General features: G+C 73.3%; 17 protein-coding genes. 6 read left to right on the top strand and 11 right to left on the bottom strand.

Annotation, left to right across the window (positions count from 1 at the left end; genetic code table 11):
• Positions 1-61: 61 nt before the first annotated feature.
• Positions 62-1078 carry an ABC transporter ATP-binding protein gene (locus tag ACQ614_RS23220; RefSeq protein WP_431680571.1) on the top strand — a complete coding sequence of 339 codons (1017 nt, stop codon included), beginning with the start codon at positions 62-64 and terminating at the stop codon, positions 1076-1078.
• A gap of 1 nt (position 1079) precedes the next feature.
• Positions 1080-1844, top strand: coding sequence for an ABC transporter permease (locus ACQ614_RS23215; RefSeq protein WP_431680570.1), 765 nt, complete (start codon positions 1080-1082; stop codon positions 1842-1844).
• 19 nt (positions 1845-1863) lie between these two features.
• Here the strand turns inward: ACQ614_RS23215 and ACQ614_RS23210 are convergent, their stop codons facing one another.
• Positions 1864-2181: an ATP/GTP-binding protein gene (locus ACQ614_RS23210; RefSeq protein WP_431680569.1), complete on the bottom strand. Its 318-nt coding sequence runs from the start codon at positions 2179-2181 to the stop codon at positions 1864-1866.
• A gap of 333 nt (positions 2182-2514) precedes the next feature.
• Between ACQ614_RS23210 and ACQ614_RS23205 the strand changes: the two genes are divergently transcribed.
• The gene (locus ACQ614_RS23205; protein WP_431683999.1) at positions 2515-3645 is read left to right on the top strand and encodes an LLM class flavin-dependent oxidoreductase; all 1131 of its coding nucleotides are present in this window, start codon (positions 2515-2517) and stop codon (positions 3643-3645) included.
• A gap of 54 nt (positions 3646-3699) precedes the next feature.
• Here the strand turns inward: ACQ614_RS23205 and ACQ614_RS23200 are convergent, their stop codons facing one another.
• Positions 3700-4092, bottom strand: coding sequence for an SCO5389 family protein (locus ACQ614_RS23200; protein ID WP_431680567.1), 393 nt, complete (start codon positions 4090-4092; stop codon positions 3700-3702).
• 556 nt (positions 4093-4648) lie between these two features.
• On the opposite strand from ACQ614_RS23200, the gene nucS reads away from it, so the two are divergent.
• Positions 4649-5308 (top strand): endonuclease NucS, encoded by a 660-nt coding sequence (gene nucS / locus ACQ614_RS23195; RefSeq protein ID WP_363495152.1) that lies wholly within the window; start codon positions 4649-4651, stop codon positions 5306-5308.
• Positions 5309-5375: 67 nt separating this feature from the next.
• Here nucS and ACQ614_RS23190 read toward each other — a convergent pair whose 3' ends face one another.
• The 3 genes from ACQ614_RS23190 to ACQ614_RS23180 form a co-directional block, all read right to left on the bottom strand.
• Complete coding sequence (locus tag ACQ614_RS23190; RefSeq protein WP_431680566.1) at positions 5376-7571, bottom strand: ATP-binding protein; 2196 nt, start codon at positions 7569-7571, stop codon at positions 5376-5378.
• A gap of 172 nt (positions 7572-7743) precedes the next feature.
• Positions 7744-8115 carry an STAS domain-containing protein gene (locus ACQ614_RS23185; RefSeq protein ID WP_363495146.1) on the bottom strand — a complete coding sequence of 124 codons (372 nt, stop codon included), beginning with the start codon at positions 8113-8115 and terminating at the stop codon, positions 7744-7746.
• Positions 8116-8462: 347 nt separating this feature from the next.
• Positions 8463-9329: a 3-hydroxyacyl-CoA dehydrogenase family protein gene (locus ACQ614_RS23180; RefSeq protein ID WP_363495143.1), complete on the bottom strand. Its 867-nt coding sequence runs from the start codon at positions 9327-9329 to the stop codon at positions 8463-8465.
• Between the two features lie 186 nt (positions 9330-9515).
• On the opposite strand from ACQ614_RS23180, the gene ACQ614_RS23175 reads away from it, so the two are divergent.
• The gene (locus ACQ614_RS23175) at positions 9516-9830 is read left to right on the top strand and encodes a hypothetical protein (RefSeq protein ID WP_431680565.1); all 315 of its coding nucleotides are present in this window, start codon (positions 9516-9518) and stop codon (positions 9828-9830) included.
• Between the two features lie 75 nt (positions 9831-9905).
• On the opposite strand, the gene ACQ614_RS23170 is transcribed toward ACQ614_RS23175, so the two are convergent.
• Both ACQ614_RS23170 and ACQ614_RS23165 read right to left on the bottom strand, forming a co-directional pair.
• The gene (locus tag ACQ614_RS23170; RefSeq protein ID WP_431680564.1) at positions 9906-10562 is read right to left on the bottom strand and encodes a response regulator; all 657 of its coding nucleotides are present in this window, start codon (positions 10560-10562) and stop codon (positions 9906-9908) included.
• A complete protein-coding gene (locus ACQ614_RS23165) occupies positions 10559-11770 on the bottom strand; it encodes a sensor histidine kinase (protein ID WP_431680563.1) in 1212 nt (403 codons plus the stop codon). The genes ACQ614_RS23170 and ACQ614_RS23165 overlap by 4 nt, the downstream gene beginning before the upstream one ends.
• Positions 11771-11901: 131 nt before the next feature.
• On the opposite strand from ACQ614_RS23165, the gene ACQ614_RS23160 reads away from it, so the two are divergent.
• Entirely contained in the window at positions 11902-12450 is a 549-nt protein-coding gene (locus ACQ614_RS23160) for a hypothetical protein (RefSeq protein ID WP_431680561.1), read from the top strand.
• Between the two features lie 157 nt (positions 12451-12607).
• Here ACQ614_RS23160 and ACQ614_RS23155 read toward each other — a convergent pair whose 3' ends face one another.
• From ACQ614_RS23155 to atpD, 4 genes are all read right to left on the bottom strand, one after another.
• On the bottom strand, positions 12608-13180 hold the full coding sequence (locus ACQ614_RS23155; protein ID WP_431680559.1) for a cob(I)yrinic acid a,c-diamide adenosyltransferase: 573 nt from the start codon (positions 13178-13180) through the stop codon (positions 12608-12610).
• Positions 13181-13305: 125 nt separating this feature from the next.
• Positions 13306-13806 carry a DUF2550 domain-containing protein gene (locus tag ACQ614_RS23150; RefSeq protein WP_431680557.1) on the bottom strand — a complete coding sequence of 167 codons (501 nt, stop codon included), beginning with the start codon at positions 13804-13806 and terminating at the stop codon, positions 13306-13308.
• 140 nt (positions 13807-13946) lie between these two features.
• Entirely contained in the window at positions 13947-14330 is a 384-nt protein-coding gene (locus tag ACQ614_RS23145) for a F0F1 ATP synthase subunit epsilon (protein ID WP_431680554.1), read from the bottom strand.
• Between the two features lie 188 nt (positions 14331-14518).
• Positions 14519-15964, bottom strand: coding sequence for a F0F1 ATP synthase subunit beta (gene atpD, locus ACQ614_RS23140; RefSeq protein ID WP_431680552.1), 1446 nt, complete (start codon positions 15962-15964; stop codon positions 14519-14521).
• Position 15965: the final 1 nt, after the last annotated feature.

Genomic DNA, 15965 nt, shown 5'->3' with positions numbered 1-15965 from the left:
CGCAGCCACCGCAACCGTATGTCCTTTTTGTCATAGCCTGGCGAGGACTGAGGGAGCGGGAATGATCGAGCTGCACGATCTGACGAAACGCTACGGCGACACCTTGGCCGTGGACGGACTGAGCTTCCAGGTCCCGCGGGGCGTGGTCACCGGCTTCCTCGGGCCGAACGGCGCCGGCAAGTCCACGACGATGCGGATGATCCTCGACCTCGACCGCCCGACGGCCGGCCGGGTCACCCTGGACGGCCGGCGGTACGGGCAGCTCTCCGAACCGCTCACCTACATCGGCGCACTGCTGGAGGCGAAGGCCGTCCACCCGGGCCGCACCGCCCGCGACCACCTGCTGTGGATGGCCCAGAGCAACCGGCTGCCCCGGCACCGGGTGGACGAGGTGCTCGAACTGGTGGGTCTGAGCGCGGTGGCCCGCAAGCGGGCCCGCGGGTTCTCGCTGGGCATGAGCCAGCGCCTCGGGATCGCCTCGGCGCTGCTGGGCGACCCGGAGATCCTGATGTTCGACGAGCCGGTGAACGGGCTCGACCCGGAGGGCATCGTCTGGATCCGCACCCTGATGAAGGGCATGGCGGCGGAGGGCCGCACGGTGTTCGTCTCCTCCCACCTGATGAGCGAGATGGCGCTGACCGCCGACCACCTGGTGGTGATCGGCCGCGGGCGGCTGCTCGCGGACCTGCCGATGGCCGACTTCATCAAGCAGAACTCCCGCTCGGCGGTGCGGGTCCGCACCCCGCAGCCGGAGATGCTGCTGGACGCGCTGCACCGGGCGGGCGTCGGCGCCGAGCCCGGCCCGGACGGCTCGTGGGAGGTCCCGGACGGCGACCTCGCGTTCCTCGGCGAACTCGCCGCCGAGCACCGGATCACCCTGCACGAGCTGAGTCCGCAACAGGCCTCCCTGGAGGAGGCGTTCATGCAGATGACCGCGGAGTCGGTGGAGTACCGGGTCGGCTCGGGCGAGGGCGGGCGGGACCGCCCCGCGGTCGGCCCGGCGGGCGCGGCACGGGCGGCCGCACCGGCACGGGCCTGGGGCTCCGACTGGCAGGCCCGCAAGCAGAAGGAGAACTGAGATGGCCGCCTTCCCCGCGATCCTGCAGTCCGAGTGGACGAAGCTGCGCAGCGTCCGCTCCACGCTGTGGACGCTCGGCCTGGCCTTCGTGGTGACCCTCGGCCTCGGTGCGCTGATCAGCGTCCTCGCCAACAACAACTTCGAGGACTTCGCGCCCGAGGGCTCGCCGTTCGACGCCACCGGGACGTCCTTCGCGGGGATCATCCTGGGCGAGATCGCCATGGTGGTGTTCGGGGTGCTGGCGGTCGGCAACGAGTACAGCAGCGGCATGATCCGGGTGTCGCTGGCGGCCGTGCCGCAGCGGGCCACCCTGCTGGCCGGGAAGTTCGCGGTGATCGGCGCGGTGGCGTTCGCGGTGGCGCTGGTGACCGTCTTCGTCACCTTCTTCACCGGCCAGGCGCTGCTCGGCGGCCACAGCACCTCGCTGGGCGAACCGCACGTGCTGCGGGCGGTGTTCGGGGCGGCCGGCTACCTGACGATGATCTGCCTGTTCTCGGCCGGGGTCACCGCGATGCTGCACAACCAGACGCTGGCGCTCGGCGTCCTGGTGCCGTTCTTCTTCCTGCTGTCGCCGATCCTGGGCGCCGTGCCCAAGGTGAAGACGGTGGCGCACTACTTCCCGGACTACGCGGGCCAGCGGATGCTGCTGGTCTACCAGGAGTCCGGGCAGCCGTACGGGCCGGGGCAGGGCTTCCTGATCTGCCTCGCCTGGACGCTGGCCGCGTTGGGCGGCGGCGTCCTCGTGCTGCGCAGCCGGGACGCCTGAGGGAGCCTCCGGGCGGCGGTCAGTGCCGGGGGGCGTTGCGGCCGCGCTGGATGCCGGCGCCGCGGCGCTCCCTGGCCCCCCAGCAGGCGCGGTGCCAGTGCCGCCGGTCCTCGACCCCCTGGCCGTAGTCGGGCCAGGCGACCACGTGGCCGACCCCGGGCGGGATCTCCTGGTCGCACCCGGGGCAGCGGTAGAACCGGCCGGGGGCGCCGGCGACCGTCTGCACGACCCAGTCCTCGCCGCGGTAGCTCTCGGTGCGGCGCAGCCCGCCGAACGGGGCCGCCGGGGCGTCCTCGCGGTCGGTGGAGCTCTTCACACGATTGCGACGCGGGGACACGCCGAACCACCTCTCGACAGGGCACGGGGACCCCTCCAGGGTACGGGCCGACGCGCCGCCGAATGTGCCCGTATCACGAGATCGACAGGCTCTCTGGTGTTTTGGGTGAGATACACCCGATCTCCTGGGAAATTGGTGAAACCGCGTGCCTTTGGCACATGACATCGGCTACTCACGAGGTGAGACAGCGGGGTTCGTAGTCCCTGCGGGCCCCCGAGGAGGCACCCGATGACCAAGACCAGCCGACGGCCCGACACCGGCACGCCCCTGGGAGCGGGCGGCGCACCCGAACCGGGCACCGCCCTGCTCCCCCGCCCGGCGGCGACCGACCGGATCGCGGTCGGCGCGTTCCTGCTCTCCGCCCAGTTCCCGGGGCAGGGCCACGCCGAGGTGCTGACGCGCACGGTGGACGCGTCCGTCGCCGCGGAGCGGGCCGGGCTGGACGCGGTCTGGCTCGCGGAGCACCACTTCGTGCCGTACGGCATCTGCCCGGACGCCGCGACGCTGGCCGCGCTGCTGCTCGGGCGCACCCGCCGGATCGGCGTCGGCACGGCGGTCAGCGTGCTCTCCACGGCCCACCCGGTGGCCCTCGGCGAGCGGGCGGCGCTGCTGCACCTGACCTCGGGCGGGCGGTTCACGCTGGGCGTGGGCCGCGGCGGCCCGTGGATCGACCTGGACGTCTTCGGCACCGGCCTGGAGGCCTTCGAGTCCGGCTTCCCGGAGCGCCTCGACCTGCTGCTGCGCTGGCTGAACGGCACCCGGGTCGGCGCCGACGGGCCGCAGTTCTCCTTCCCCGAGGTCGCCGTGGTGCCGCGGGCCGGCGAGCCCGCCCGCCCGGGCCTCGCCGACTGGCTCGGCCTCGGCCGCCCGGGGCCCGACGCCGACCCGCTGCGGAACTTCCCCCGGCAGCGCCAGGAGCTCGGCGAGCAGCCGCAGTCCGGCCCGCCGGTGGTCGTCGCCTGCACCTCGCCGACGGGGGTGCGGACGGCCGCCGAGCGCGGCCTGCCGATGCTGCTCGGCATGCACTCCGGCGACGAGGACAAGCAGCAGATGCTGGCCGCCTACCGGGAGGCCTGGAGAGCCTGCGGGCGCGGCGAGGAGCAGCTGGCCCGGGTGGAGCGGGAGCACGTGGCGGCGGGCGTCGTCCAGGTCGGGGACCGCACCACGGCGGCCCGGGCGAGCCTGCTGAGGGCCATGCCGGGCTGGTTCGAGTACGGGCTCGGGGCGCACCGCACCGTCGACGGCCGGGAGCGCCGGATGCGCGACCCGCACGCCTACACCGAGCTGCTGTGCGACCTGCACGCCGTGGGCACGCCGCGGCTCTGCGCCGACCGGCTGCTGGCCACCGCCGAGCGCACCGGCATCCGCCGCTTCGCCCTGCTCGCCGAGGGCTCCGGCGACCGCGAGGCCACCCTGCACAACATCGAGCGCCTCGGCGCGGAGGTCCTCCCGGAGCTGGAGTAGGACGCGCCGCGGGGCCGGCCGGGGGTGCTCCCCCGGCCGGCCCCGCGGGCGGCGTCAGCAGTCGCGCAGTTCCGGCGACTGGTTGAGCAGCTGGGCCCGCACGGACGTGAAGCGCCGGTAGCGCTCCTCGTTCTCCGCGGACGGGGCGAAGACCGCCACCCGGTGGCAGTTCTGGAACGCCAACTGCACGCCGAAGTGCCGCTGGAGGGCTCCCCGGATCGCGTCGCTGGCCATCGCGCGCAGCAGCTGGCCGCGGGCCTGCTCGCTGGGCGGCGGGACGTGGTTGTCGGCGAAGTCGGTGCCGTCGACCTTCGTCTGGGCGACCAGCGAGCTGATCAGCTCCCAGGCGTACGGGAGGGAGGTACGGACGCAGTCGACGAACTCCCTCTCGTCGACCTCGCCTCTCTCGGCCTTCTCGAGCAGGGCCGGTGAGACGTCGAGCGACATTGGGTTCTCCTCTCGCGGTCCACCGCGGCGCGGCCCGCCGGGGTGGTCTTGCGGTCGTGCTCGGTCGGTGCAGTCGTGCTCGGTTCGTGCGCGCGGACGGACCGCCCCGCCGCCGGTCTGACGGCCGGTCGGCGCGACGGTCGGTCGAGCCGCCCCCGAGATGCCCGGAACGGGCGCCGCGGGGGCGTGGGTGACGGTGGACGGGTGGCACCCGGGCGCACAACCGGCGCGCGGGCGTGCGCCGGCGCGTCAGCGTGCGGTCGCGCAGGGCGACGGACGCTCACACCAGGGTGACAGGCGATTGCTCAGTGCGACTGCGGATTGCGTCGAATACCATCGGAATCGGTGCCGAAGCAGCCAGATTGGCCGGATCGTGTCGGACCGTTCATCGCGAAGTCTCCGTCCCCGTGGGCGGCGACCGGCCGGCGGCGCCGGGCGGAGGCCGCGTGCACGGCGTGTGACCGTGCGGACACCATGGTTCGCCGAATCCGCGATCCCTTCACCCCGTCCCCCCGGAATCGCATCAACTGGCCCCAGTGGGCTAGCGTGGTCGACCGTGCGTCTCGTAATTGCCCGCTGCTCCGTCGACTATGCCGGACGGCTCTCCGCCCACCTCCCGTCCGCCACCCGCCTCATCCTGGTGAAGGCCGACGGGAGCGTCAGCATCCACGCCGACGACCGTGCCTACAAGCCGCTCAACTGGATGTCGCCGCCCTGCACGCTCAAGGAGGCCGACGGCACCTGGACGGTCGTCAACAAGGCCGGCGAGAAGCTGATCATCTCCCTGGAGGAGGTGCTGCACGACTCCTCGCACGACCTCGGCGTCGACCCCGGTCTGGTCAAGGACGGCGTCGAGGCGCACCTCCAGGAGCTCCTCGCCGACCGCATGGAGGTGCTCGGCAGCGGCTGGTCGCTGATCCGCCGCGAGTACCCGACCGCGATCGGCCCGGTCGACATCCTCTGCCGTGACTCGGACGGCGCCACGGTCGCCGTCGAGATCAAGCGGCGCGGCGAGATCGACGGCGTCGAGCAGCTCACCCGCTACCTCGAACTCCTCAACCGGGACCCGCTGCTGGCCCCGGTCAAGGGCGTCTTCGCCGCCCAGGAGATCAAGCCGCAGGCCCGCGTGCTCGCCACCGACCGCGGCATCGGCTGCGTGGTGCTCGACTACGACGAGCTCCGCGGCATCGACGACGACAAGCTCAAGCTCTTCTAGGCACTCCGAACGCGGTACGGGCACCCCTCGGAACGCGAGGGGTGCCCGTACCGCCTCGGCAACACCCCTACGGGACCGACGGGGACTCGCTGCCCGACGGGCTGGAGCTCGGCGAACCGGTCGGGGCCGGGCTCGTGGACGCGCTGGCGCTCGGCTTCGGCGTGGTCGGCGCGGTCGTGGTGCCGGTCGGGGTCGACGGGCGGGTGGGCTGGCCCGGGGTCGCGGTACCGGACTTGGTCGAGGTCGGCTTCCTGCTGCCGCTCGCGCTCGCCGAGGCACTCGCCGAGTCGGAGGCCGAGGCCGAGGGGCTGTCGGACGGGCTCCCGCCGGGTGCGGGCGCAGTGGCGCTGCCGCTGTTGAACGGGAAGTCGGCGCCGGAGGAACCGTCGTCGACCGAGGTGCCGGGCAGCGTCCGACCCGGATCCGCGGAGTCGTCCCCGCCCGTGCCGAGCCCGACCGCGGCGCCGATCACGCCCAGGGCGACCACCGCGGCCGCCGCGGCGACCACCGCACGCCGGGCCTCGCCGGCCCGCGGGGAGCCGGCCAGCCGCCAAGGCGCCCGCGCGATGGCCCGGATGACGGGCCGTCGGCCCACCGGCGCGAGTTCCTGCCCGCCGGCCGGCAGCTGCCGGGCCTCGGACTTGAGCAGGTCGAGCATCCGCCGTCCGGCCGCCCCCGTCCGCGGGTCGCCGAACGCGGCCCGCAGGGCGACCGCCGACTCCAGCTCCGCCAGCGCCCGCTGGTCGGCGCGGGTGCACAGCGCCAGCACCCCGAGCTCGTGGTGGAACCACGCCTCCTCCCCGGTGGCGCGCAGCGCCCTGGCGGCCTCCAGGCCGAGCTTGAGGACGCGCTCCCACGCCCCCCAGCGCAGCGACAGGGCGAGTGCCGGGGCGGCGGCCCTGGCCAGCCGCAGCACGGCCTCCGGGCGGTCCGCGGCGCGGTCGGCCAGCAGGGCGCCGACGACGACCTCGGCCTCGGCGGCGATCTGTTCGGTGGTGACCGAGCCGTGCCCGACCCACCAGGAGAAGTGCTCGGCGGCGCCGTACGCGACGGTGCCCGGCTCGAAGCGGCCGGCGAGGAGTTCCTCGACGCCGGTGGTGAGCCGGTGGTGGCCGCCGACCGAGACGGCGAGTCCGGCGTCGACGAGTTCGCGCAGGGCGCTCTCGCCGAGGCCGACGTCGATCAGGGCGGGCAGGTGCGGGGCGGTGGGGCACTCGCCGCCGAGCGCGAGCGACAGCCGCAGGACGGCCTGCGCGGGCTCGCTGAGCCCCTCGGCGAGCCGGACGGCCGGCGCCGCGCTCTCCGCGACGGTCGGCAGCGGCACGGTGCGCCGCAGTTCGCCCTCGAGGACCGCCGGGTCGTCCGGCTCCTCGATCTCCTTGACCAGGCCGAAGACGTGGTTGCGGTCCTCCTGGGCGGCGACCAGGGTGTCCACCGCGAGGTCGCGCTGACGCAGCAGGGCGGCGGCCTGGACGAAGCGCAGCGGCAGGCCCTCGGACTCGAACCAGAGGTCGACGGCCCAGGCCCGTTCGGCCTCGTCGAGCTGACGGCCCGCCAGGCGGCCCGCGAGGGCGAGGCAGGCGGACTTGGCGAGGCCGGCCACCGGGTGGTCCTCCAGCCGGGTGCCCGGCGGCAGCAGCGGGCTGCCGGGGGGCACGGTCACCAGGAAGGCGCAGTCCGGTGCGGCGTCGAGGAGGTCGTTCAGCTCGTCGGTGTCGACGTCGAGGTCGTCGATGACGACGACGGCGCCGACCTGGGCGAGCAGGGCGGCCGCGGTGCGGCTGTCCGGCCGGTAGTCCGGCGCGTGGTGGGTGGCGGCGAAGAGGTCCTGCAGGATGTCGGCGCCGGTGCGGCGGTGGCCGCTGAGCCGGACGACGCCGTCGGGGGCGATGCCGTCCGCGGCGTCGGCGACGGCGGCGAGCAGGGTGCTGCGGCCGGAGCCGGACTGGCCGACGAGCCGGACGGATCGGCCCTCGGAGAGCATCGCGACGAGTCGCCGGATGTCGTCCTCGCGGTCCAGCAGCGGGAGGTCGGCGGGGGCGCTGCCGAGGGCGAGCGGGCCGACGGCGGGGCTGGGGCCGAGTTCGGGGCGGCCCTGGCGGCGGTCGCGGGCGCGGCGGGGTTCCGGCCGCCAGCCCTCGGGGCACGGGCGCGCCTCGGAGCCGTCCGGGCCCCCGACGGCCAGCAGCAGGTCTCCGGAGACGACCTCGCCGGTGCGGGGGCGTACGCCTTCCTGCCCGAATTCACCGGTCGGCTGTCCCACGTTCCTGCTCCGCCCCATGGTGGGCCGCCGGAATCGGTGCCGGCGGCGCGTCGGACCGGCCGCACTGCGGGCCGTGGGCCCGCGCAGCCGTGCTTGTGAGCGCAGACTTTTCCACACTCGCCGCGCGCAGCACAGACCGGTACCCCGAAGTAGCTTCCGGGGGCGGGCGGGGTCAGGCGGTGGGCAGGGCCAGCGGGCCGGCCGGCAGGGTGCCGAGGGCGGGCAGGCTGGTGCCGTAGGCGTCCGGGACGGTGCCCTCGACGGCGAGGATGCGGTGCAGGCGGGTGGCGACCAGCAGGCGCTGCAGCTGGGCGGGGACGTGCCGCAGGACGAGGCGGCGGCCGATCCGGCCGGCCCGCCGGTGGGTGCCCATGATGACGCCGAGGCCGGTGGCGTCCCAGAACTCCAGGCGGCCGAGGTCGAGCACCAGGTCGCCCTTGCCGCCGTCGACGGCGGCGTGCAGGACGGCCCGCGCGTCGGCGGCGCTGCGCACGTCGAGCCGGCCCTCGATGGCCAGGCCGCTGTGGTCGCCGGTGATGCGCACGCTCTCCTCCTCCGCTCGCCGTTCGGGTGTTCCGGGGCCCGGGCCGGGCGGGCGTCGTGTCGTGGACGCCGCGCGCCGGGGGCCGCGCCGGTCTCCCCCTCGTCTGACGGTCAACCAACTCCGCAGGTTGCTCCCCTTCGGCGGAGTCCGGGCCAACTTCACCCGTCCGAGGGAATATACGCAGGAACTCCCCATACCTACGCTCGATTACCGCCCAAATCACCCGTCTGCGGCAGCATCGTGAGCAAACTCACCCACGCGGGTGCGCCGTTGTGAGGGCCGGGTCACACGGTGGGCCGCACGCTCTCGGGGGCGTGCGGCACACCGGTGTCCGCGGGCGGTTGCGGTCAGCCCTCGTACGGGTAGAAGCCGCGGCCGCTCTTGCGGCCGAGGTCGCCGGCGGTGACCATGCGGGCCATGATCTCCGGGGCGGCGAACTTCTCGTCCTGGGTCTCCGCGTAGATGTTGCGGGCGGCGTGCAGCAGGATGTCGACGCCGGTGAGGTCGGCGGTCTGCAGCGGGCCCATCGGGTGGCCGAAGCCGAGGCGGCAGGCGGTGTCGATGTCCTCGGCGGTGGCGACGCCCGACTCGTAGAGCTTGGCGGCCTCGACGACCAGGGCGGTGATCAGGCGGGTGGTGATGAAGCCGGCCACGTCGCGGTTGACGACCACGACCTCCTTGCCGACGCCCTCGGCGTAGGCACGGGCGGCGGCCAGCGTCTCGTCGCTGGTCTTGTAGCCGCGCACCAGCTCCACCAGGCGCATCAGCGGCACCGGGGAGAAGAAGTGCACGCCGACGACACTCTCCGGGCGGGAGGTGGCGGCGGCGATCCGGGTGATCGGGATGGCGGAGGTGTTGGAGGCGAGCACCGCGCCGTCCTTGGCGATCTTGTCGAGCTCGCGGAAGACACCCTCCTTGACCTCGAGCTTCTCGAAGACCGCCTCGACCACGATGTCCGCGTCGCCGACCGCGCCGAGGTCGGTGGTGGTGGTGATCCGGCCGAGCGCCGCCTCCGCCTCCTCGGCGGTCATCCGGCCCTTGGCGGTGAACTTCTCGTACGAGGCCCGGATGCCGTCGAGGCCGCGCTGCAGCGCCGCCTCGGTGACGTCCCGCAGCACCACCGGGTGCCCGGCCTGCGCCGAGACCTGGGCGATACCGGCGCCCATCAGGCCCGCGCCGATCACGGCGATCCGCTGGGTGGGTGCGTTGCTCATGGCTTGGTCTCCCGAGTGATGGTCCCGCCCTGGCAACCGGGGCCCGGGCGTCTGGCTGAGGGCGGCCCGGGGCAGGGTCACCCCCCGGAGCCGCGCCGCTCACGGCCCGGACTCTAATGCCCTCGGGCCCTCCGTGGTGAGAATGTGAAGTGTGATCTGTACCCGACGGCGGAGGGGTTTGGCCCAATGACCGCGGTGCACCCGCTGCTGGCCCTCCTGATCGGCCTGGGGCTGACCGGAGTGCTGGTGCTGCTGCTGCGCTGGACGTACGGGCGCGGCCACTCGCTGGTGGCCCGCCGCCCGCACACCGGCAACCCGGACGAGTACGGGCTGCTGGTGAGCGTCGCGGCCCCGGCGGACGCCTCCGAGGCGCGGCGGATGTCCGCGCTGCTGACCGCCGAGGGCGTGCGGCACACCCTGGTGGAGACGAGCGCCGGGCCGCGGCTGATGGTGTGGCCGGACGACTCCGCGAAGGCCCGCGAGGCGCTGGACCGCCGCTGACGCGCCGTCATGGTGCCTGCGCACGGCGGCAACGGGCCCATGGCGGGCTTCGGCGGGCCCGTGCGCGGCCTCGGATCAGCCGGCGGGCAGGATGCCGAGCTCCTGGGCCAGAACGGCCGCCTGGACCCGGCTGCGCAGCGCGAGCTTGGCGAGGATCCGGCTGACGTGCGTCTTGGTGGTGCCCTCGGCCATGCCGAGCCGTTCGGCGATCTGGGCGTTGGAGAGCCCGGCGCCGAGGCAGGCCAGCACCTCGTGCTCGCGGGCGGTGAGCTCGGCGACGGCCGCCCTGGCCTCCGCCGTGGCGGAGCGGGCGGGCCGGGCGAAGGCGGAGATCAGCCGCCGGGTGACGGAGGGGGCGAGCATGCCGTCGCCGCGGGCCACCGTGCGGATGCCGTCGATCAGGCCCTCGGCGTCGACGTCCTTGAGCAGGAAGCCGGCCGCGCCGGCGCGCAGCGCGCCGTAGACGTAGTCGTCGAGGTCGAAGGTGGTGAGCACCAGCACGTGGGCGGCGTCGGCGGCGACCACCCGCCGGGTGGCCTCCACGCCGTCCAGCCGGGGCATCTGAATGTCCATCAGGACGACGTCGGGCCTGAGTTCCAGGGCGAGGCGGACGGCCTCCTCGCCGTCCGCGGCCTCGCCGGCCACCTCGATGCCCGGCTCCGCGCGCAGGATCATCACCAGGGCGGCCCGTACCGCCGCCTGGTCCTCCGCGACCAGCACCCGGATGGTCATCCGTCCGTCCCCCTCGTCTCGCGCGGCAGCACCGCCCGTACCCGCCAGCGGCCGCCCTGCGGCCCCGCGTCGAAGTCGCCGCCCAGCAGCTGTGCGCGCTCCCCCATGCCGACCAGCCCGGCCCCGGCGCCCTGCAGCGCCCGGCCGGCGCCCTCACGGTACGGGCTGTCCACCGCGATCACCACGTCCGCCGGACGGTAGTCGACGGTGAGCCGCACGGTGCCGGGCGCGGCGTGCTTCACCGCGTTGGTCAGCGACTCCTGGACGATCCGGTAGGCCGCGAGTTCCAGCGGGGCGGGCAGCTCGCCCGGTTCGCCCGACTGGGCGGCCTCGAAGGCCAGCCCGGCGTCCCGGCCGGCGTCCCTGGCCCGGCCGATCAGCGCGTCCAGTGCGGAGAGCCGCGGCGCGGCGTACGAGCCGTCGGCGTGCTCGCCGCCGGAGAGCGGCCCGGGTGCGGCGCCGCGGCGGAGCAGGCCGATCATGCGGCGCATCTCGGCCAGGCCCTGGACGCTGTTCTCCCGGATCACGGCCAGTGCGGCCACCACCGGGTCGTCCTCGGGGACCTGCCGGCGGCGGGCCACCGACTGCGCGCCGGTGGCGTGGATGGCGACGGCCGACAGGTGGTTGGCGATGACGTCGTGCAGTTCGCGGGCCATCCGGGCGCGTTCGGCGGTGACCGCGGCCCGGCGGTCGAGCTCGGCGAGGAGCGCGGTCTGCTCGGCGCGCAGCCGCTCGGTCTCGGCGCGGTCCTGGTGGCGGCGGAGCAGGTCGGCCGTCCACACCGGGGCGAGGAAGACCAGCCCGCAGAAGCCCGCCACCAGCAGCGCGTCGGGCACGTCGCGGTACACCAGGGTGAGGCCGGAGAGCACCAGGGTGGTGGCGCCGCCGGTGAGGTGCAGGACCTTCGCCATCCGCGGCGGCCCGTAGAGCACCGCCGCGTACAGCAGGTCGGTGTACATCACGACGGTGGCGAGGACGGAGCCGGCGAAGATGCAGGCGGCGAAGACCAGGCCGCCGAGCGAGGCCGTCCAGATGGTGCGGGTGCGCCGGAACAGCTCCAGCACGGCCATCGCCAGCAGTGGCAGCGCCGCCACCCAGCGGGGGATGCTGCTGCTGTTGTCGTAGGCGCCGAAGGCGATCAGCAGCAGGCCGCCGAGCAGCCCGGCGAGGGCGATCGCGGCGTCGTGCCGGCGCGGGGTGAGGGTCACGGCGCCATCCCACCATCCCTCCGCCGCACCCGGGCCTGCCTTCCGGAGGAGCCGCCGGTACATCGAAGGTCTCATGCGGGATCGCCCCCGGCGACGACGAGGCGGGTCCCCGCGCGCGGCAGGCTGGGGACATGGTTTCCCTGATCGTGGCCGGCGAGGTCGGCTTCTGGGTGGTGCTCGCCGCGGCGCTGGCCGCACGGTACGTGCTGCACCTGCGCCGGGTCAGCACCGGCCTGCTGGTGCTGCTGCCGGTGGTGGACCTGGTGATCCTGGCCGCCACCGTGGCGGACCTGCGGGGCGGCGCGACCGCGGACTGGACGCACGGGCTGGCCGCCAGCTACGTCGGCTTCTCGGTGGCGTACGGCCACTACCTGGTGCGGTGGGCGGACGGCCACGCCGCCCACCGGCTGGCCGGCGCCCCGAAACCGGCCGGGCCGCCGAAGTACGGTTCGGCGCGGGCCGCCCACGAGTGGCGGATGTTCGCCCGCACGGTGGTCGCGTCGGCGCTGACCGTGGCCCTGGTCTTCGCCGTGCAGCGGCTGGTCGGTGACGCCCCGCGCACCGAGGGCCTCGACCCGTGGTACCCGCGGATGGCCCTGGTGGTCGGCATCAACCTGCTGATCGCCGGCAGCTACACCGTCTTCCCCAAGCGCGAGCCGGAGCACCGCACGGCACAGTAGCCCCCGTCAAAGGCACATGAGCAAACCGTCAGGGGCGCGGGGAACTGCGCAATTCGGATGCGGGCCGTCACACGTGTCGTGATTGGCCCATGCCTGCCCGTCGTGCTACCCGCACCCGGACTGCGCAGTTCCCCGCGCTTTGTGCGAAGGCCCGCGGCTAGCGGTTCTCGCCGGGTACCCAGAGGACGTCGCCGATCTCCTTGTTGGCCGTCCGGGCGAGGATGAACAGCAGGTCGGAGAGCCGGTTGAGGTACTTCGCGGTGAGCGGGTTGACGGAGTCACCGTGCACGTCGATCGCGGCCCAGGTGGAGCGCTCGGCCCGGCGGACGACGGTGCAGGCGAGGTGCAGGTGGGCGGCGCCGGGGGTGCCGCCGGGGAGGATGAAGCTGCGGAGCTTCTCCAGGGCGGCCAGGTAGTGGTCGCAGTCGGCCTCGAGCTTGTCGATGTAGCCCTGCTCGACCCGCAGCGGCGGGTAGGCGGGGTTCTCCACGACCGGGGTGGCCAGGTCCGCGCCGACGTCGAAGAGGTCGTTCTGGATGCGGGTGAGCACGGCGACCAGGCCGTCCGGCAGGGCGCCTGCGGCGATGGCGACGCCGATCGCGGCGTTGGCCTCGTTGGTGTCGGCGTACGCGATCAGCCGCGGGTCGGTCTTGGTGGTGCGGCTCATGTCGCCGAGGGCGGTCGTGCCGTCGTCGCCGGTGCGGGTGTAGATGCGCGTCAGGTTCACCATGGCCGCAGCCTAGCGCCGACGCGGAGCCGTTGTTAGGCGGTGTTAACCAGCCCACACGGGGTCACGCGACGTTGCCCCTCCCCCACCCCTTCGGGCGGGGGTGCCCCCATCCCGAGGGTCCGTCGCTACGCGACGTTGACCCTCTGGCCGGGCGGGGCGGCCTCGAGCCAGGCGAGGAAGCCGGTGAGGGCGTCCTCGCTCATGGCGAGCTCCAGCGGGGCGCCGTTGTGCAGACATCGCAGCACGACCGAGCCGGAGAGCAGGGCGAGCTCCTCCTGGCCCTCGGGATAGCGGCGGCCGAGCACCTCGATCTCGGTGCGCGGGAGCACCCGGCGCGGGCGGGGAGCATAGGAGAAGACGCGGAACCATTCGATGGAGTCGCCGCTGTACCGCCCGATACCGAAAACCCACCCCTTGCCGTCGGTCGCGTGGACCGGGGCCGGGGTGGGTTGGCCGTTCTCGTCGAGGTCGGGCTGCGTGGAGGCGTCCGCCGGCATTTTGAGCCGGAAACTGCAGTCGAACGTGCCGCCTACTCGCTGGATGACGCGGCGGCGTACCGCGAACGCCATCAGTCCGACCACGGCCGCGGCCACGATCGCCGCGCACACCACAAGGGCGAGGACCATGCTCACCGACCTCCTCGCTCCTGCGTCCCCGTGACGACCGGGTCACGGCCGCCTTTTCCTACCAACTGATACGACAGTCCCGGGGTCACGCTTCCGCGTCCCCGGGACCGTCGGTCGACCCCGCTGTCAGGGTCCGGTGCTCAGGCGTGGGCCTTGAGGCCGCGCGTGGCCGCCAGGCGGACCTCGGCGCGCCGCTCGGCGTGCGCGTCCAGCTCCGACTGCGCGTTCTCCAGCGCGCGCTGGGCACGGGCGACGTCGATCTCGTCCGCCAGCTCGGCCACCTCGGCGAGGATGGAGAGCTTGTTGTCGGCGAAGGAGATGAAGCCGCCGTGCACCGCGGCGAGGACAGTCCCGCCGTCGGTGGTGCGGATGGTGACCGGACCGGTCTCCAGCACGCTCAGCACCGGGGTGTGACCGGGCATGATGCCGGTGTCACCGGAGGCCGTACGGGCGACAACGATGGTGGCCGCACCGGACCACACCTTGCGGTCGGCTGCGACCAGCTCGACGTGCAGCTCAGCCAACGTGGGCTCCTAGGCTCTTGAAACCGCCGATTTCTCGATGGTTTCGGTAAGAATAACGGGCCCGTCCCCCTGTCATGAAACCAGGGACACGGAGATGACCGGAATCACAGCCGCTGTGCGCCGTGAGGGGTGGCCCCCGGAAGACGGGGACCACCCCTCACGGTCACTCGGCCGTCACGTCGGCCTGATTACTTCTTCGCCAGCTCGGCAGCGTTCTTCTCGAGGTCCTCGATGCCACCGCACATGAAGAAGGCCTGCTCCGGGACGGAGTCGTACTTGCCGTCCGCGATCGCGTTGAAGGCCTCGATGGTCTCCGACAGCGGCACGGTCGAGCCGTCGACGCCGGTGAACTGCTTCGCCACGTAGGTGTTCTGCGAGAGGAAGCGCTCGATGCGGCGGGCGCGGTGGACGGTGATCTTGTCCTCCTCGCTCAGCTCGTCGATACCGAGGATCGCGATGATGTCCTGGAGGTCCTTGTACTTCTGCAGGATGCCCTTGACGCGGATGGCCGTGTCGTAGTGGTCCTGCGCGATGTAGCGCGGGTCCAGGATGCGGGACGTCGAGTCCAGCGGGTCGACCGCCGGGTAGATGCCCTTCTCCGAGATCGGGCGCGACAGAACGGTGGTCGCGTCCAGGTGGGCGAAGGTGGTCGCCGGCGCCGGGTCGGTCAGGTCGTCCGCGGGGACGTAGATCGCCTGCATCGAGGTGATCGAGTGACCGCGGGTCGAGGTGATGCGCTCCTGCAGGAGGCCCATCTCGTCGGCCAGGTTCGGCTGGTAACCCACCGCGGAGGGCATACGGCCGAGCAGGGTCGACACCTCGGAACCGGCCTGGGTGAACCGGAAGATGTTGTCGATGAAGAGGAGCACGTCCTGCTTCTCGACGTCGCGGAAGTACTCCGCCATGGTCAGCGCGGAGAGCGCGACGCGCAGACGGGTGCCCGGCGGCTCGTCCATCTGGCCGAAGACCAGCGCGGTCTTGTCCAGAACGCCCGAGTCCACCATCTCGTGGATCAGGTCGTTGCCCTCACGGGTGCGCTCGCCGACGCCGGCGAACACCGACACACCACCGAAGTTCTCGGCGACGCGGTAGATCATCTCCTGGATCAGAACGGTCTTGCCGACACCGGCACCACCGAACAGACCGATCTTGCCACCCGTGACGTACGGGGTGAGCAGGTCGATGACCTTGATGCCGGTCTCGAACATCTCGGTCTTCGACTCGAGGTCCTTGAAGTCCGGAGCCTTGCGGTGGATCGGCCAGCGGGTCGTGACCTGGGCCTCGAACTCCGCCTTGTCGGTGTTCAGCACCTCACCGAGGGCGTTGAACACCTTGCCCTTGGTGATCTGGCCGACCGGCACGGAGATGGCTGCACCGGTGTCGGACACCTCCGCACCGCGGACGAGACCGTCGGTCGGCTGCATCGAGATGCCGCGGACCAGGCCGTCGCCGAGGTGCTGGGCGACCTCGAGGGTCAGGATCTTCTTGCCCGTGCCGTCGGGGTTGTCCACCTCGACGTGCAGGGCGTTGAACATGTCCGGAATCGCGTCGACGGGGAACTCCACGTCGACGACCGGGCCGATGACCCGCGCGACGCGGCCCGTCGCCGTGGTCGGCTCAACAGTGGTGGTCATA

Origin of the sequence: Kitasatospora dryopteridis (assembly GCF_050749075.1) — a bacterium.
GTDB lineage: Bacteria > Actinomycetota > Actinomycetes > Streptomycetales > Streptomycetaceae > Kitasatospora.
This window is presented reverse-complemented; position numbering and strand designations above follow the sequence as displayed.